At 63.4% G+C, this 1,394-nt stretch carries 2 protein-coding genes; both read right to left on the bottom strand.

The annotated features are described in order from the left end of the window. Positions 1-79: 79 nt before the first annotated feature. Complete coding sequence (proC, locus tag ABYB95_RS23485; RefSeq protein ID WP_372662790.1) at positions 80-907, bottom strand: pyrroline-5-carboxylate reductase; 828 nt, start codon at positions 905-907, stop codon at positions 80-82. 295 nt (positions 908-1,202) lie between these two features. Then, a partial coding sequence (locus tag ABYB95_RS23480) for a hypothetical protein (RefSeq protein WP_372662787.1) occupies positions 1,203-1,394 on the bottom strand: 192 nt, incomplete at its 5' end.

The raw sequence follows: 1,394 nt of genomic DNA, 5'->3' as shown, positions 1-1,394 counted from the left end.
CCGCTCAGGGCGAACGGGTATTTCGAGCAGTGTCCTAGCGGCGGTGACGCGCTGGAAGCGCAGCGCGGGGGTGGGTTGGCTATCCGCCGAATTCGCGCCCCAGTTCTTTGGCCCGTTTTTGACCGGCTTCCATGGCTTCGACGAAATGCGCCTGCATCTGGCGCTGCTCCATGACCGACAACGCCGCGAACGTGGTGCCGCCCTTGGAGGTGACCCGCTCGCGCAAGGTGGCTGGCGCTTCGCTGGAGCGCTGCGCCAGCGTGGCCGCGCCGACGAAGGTGCCCACCGCCAGTTGGTGCGCTACCTCGGGCGACAAGCCCATGCGCGTGCCCGCGTCGCACATGGCTTCCAGAAAATAGAACACGTAGGCCGGGCCGGAACCCGACAGCGCGGTCACGGCGTCGAGCTGCGGCTCTTGCTCCACCCACACCAGTTCGCCGGTGGTTTTCACCACACGCTCCACCAGTGCGCGCTCGTCGGGGCTCACCGCCGGGCGGGCGAACAGGCCGGTCATGCCCAGGCCGACCAAAGCCGGGGTGTTGGGCATGGCACGCACCACGCGCTCGGTTTGCAGCCAGCGCGCGATGCTGTCGCTGGTGATGCCGGCGGCCACGCTCAGGTGCAGTGCATCGGCCAGAAAGGGCTGGCCGGCCAGCGCCGCGTCTTTGAAGGTCTGCGGCTTGACGGCCCAGACCACCAGGGCCGGCGCTTGCAAATCGGCACTGGCCGCCGAGAGCAAGCCGATGCCGGGGAACTGGGTGGCCAGGCGCTCGCGCTGCTCGTCCCAGGGTTCCACCACTTGCAAGGCGCTGGTGGGCTGTCCTTGGCCCACCAGGCCGCCGATGATGGCGCTGGCCATGTTGCCGCCGCCGATGAAGGTGATGAGGGGGTGCGTGGACGTGTTCATGCCGCTATTGTCCGTGAGGTGTGAAGGGCGCGGGCAATGACTTCGAAGCGGCTGTTCACGGACAACACAGTCTGAGACAACGGTCGACCATCGACGGCTCGGCCAGCCAAAGAGATGCGAAAGTCTGAGACAGGCCCACACCGTTCCTCGTCATTCGAAGTCTCGCCCACTGCCATGGGCAGACCAGTTGTGTGCATCGAAAGGCGGCTTTATGGAAGCCGCCTCGTACTTGCACTTTCGGCCAGAAGTCGCCGTTCGTTTCGCTCTTACGAACGACCGCTTTAGACATACAAACTTATGGAGTACGAATGTAGGCACCAATCGCACGTTGATGCTTGTGAGCGACAAACTTAGCCAAAGGTTTGTGCATATCTAGAGTGATATCGTCCTGTGCATTCTTTACAAGAGCGCGAACTAACCGCGCTGCATCAGAGAGATCGATCGATGAGCGTTGCCAAACCAGCGATGAAGATGCCGGAGTTCCTGG

This window comes from Hydrogenophaga sp. (assembly GCF_041633695.1).
In the GTDB taxonomy this organism is placed as follows: domain Bacteria; phylum Pseudomonadota; class Gammaproteobacteria; order Burkholderiales; family Burkholderiaceae_C; genus Hydrogenophaga.
Note: the sequence above shows the minus strand (reverse complement) of the source record. Positions and strands in the feature narration are given on the sequence as shown.

Bases quoted from the DNA above. Each gene is read 5' to 3' on its own strand.
- proC (WP_372662790.1), bottom strand. From the start codon at position 907: ATGAACACGTCCACGCACCCCCTCATCACCTTCATCGGCGGCGGCAAC.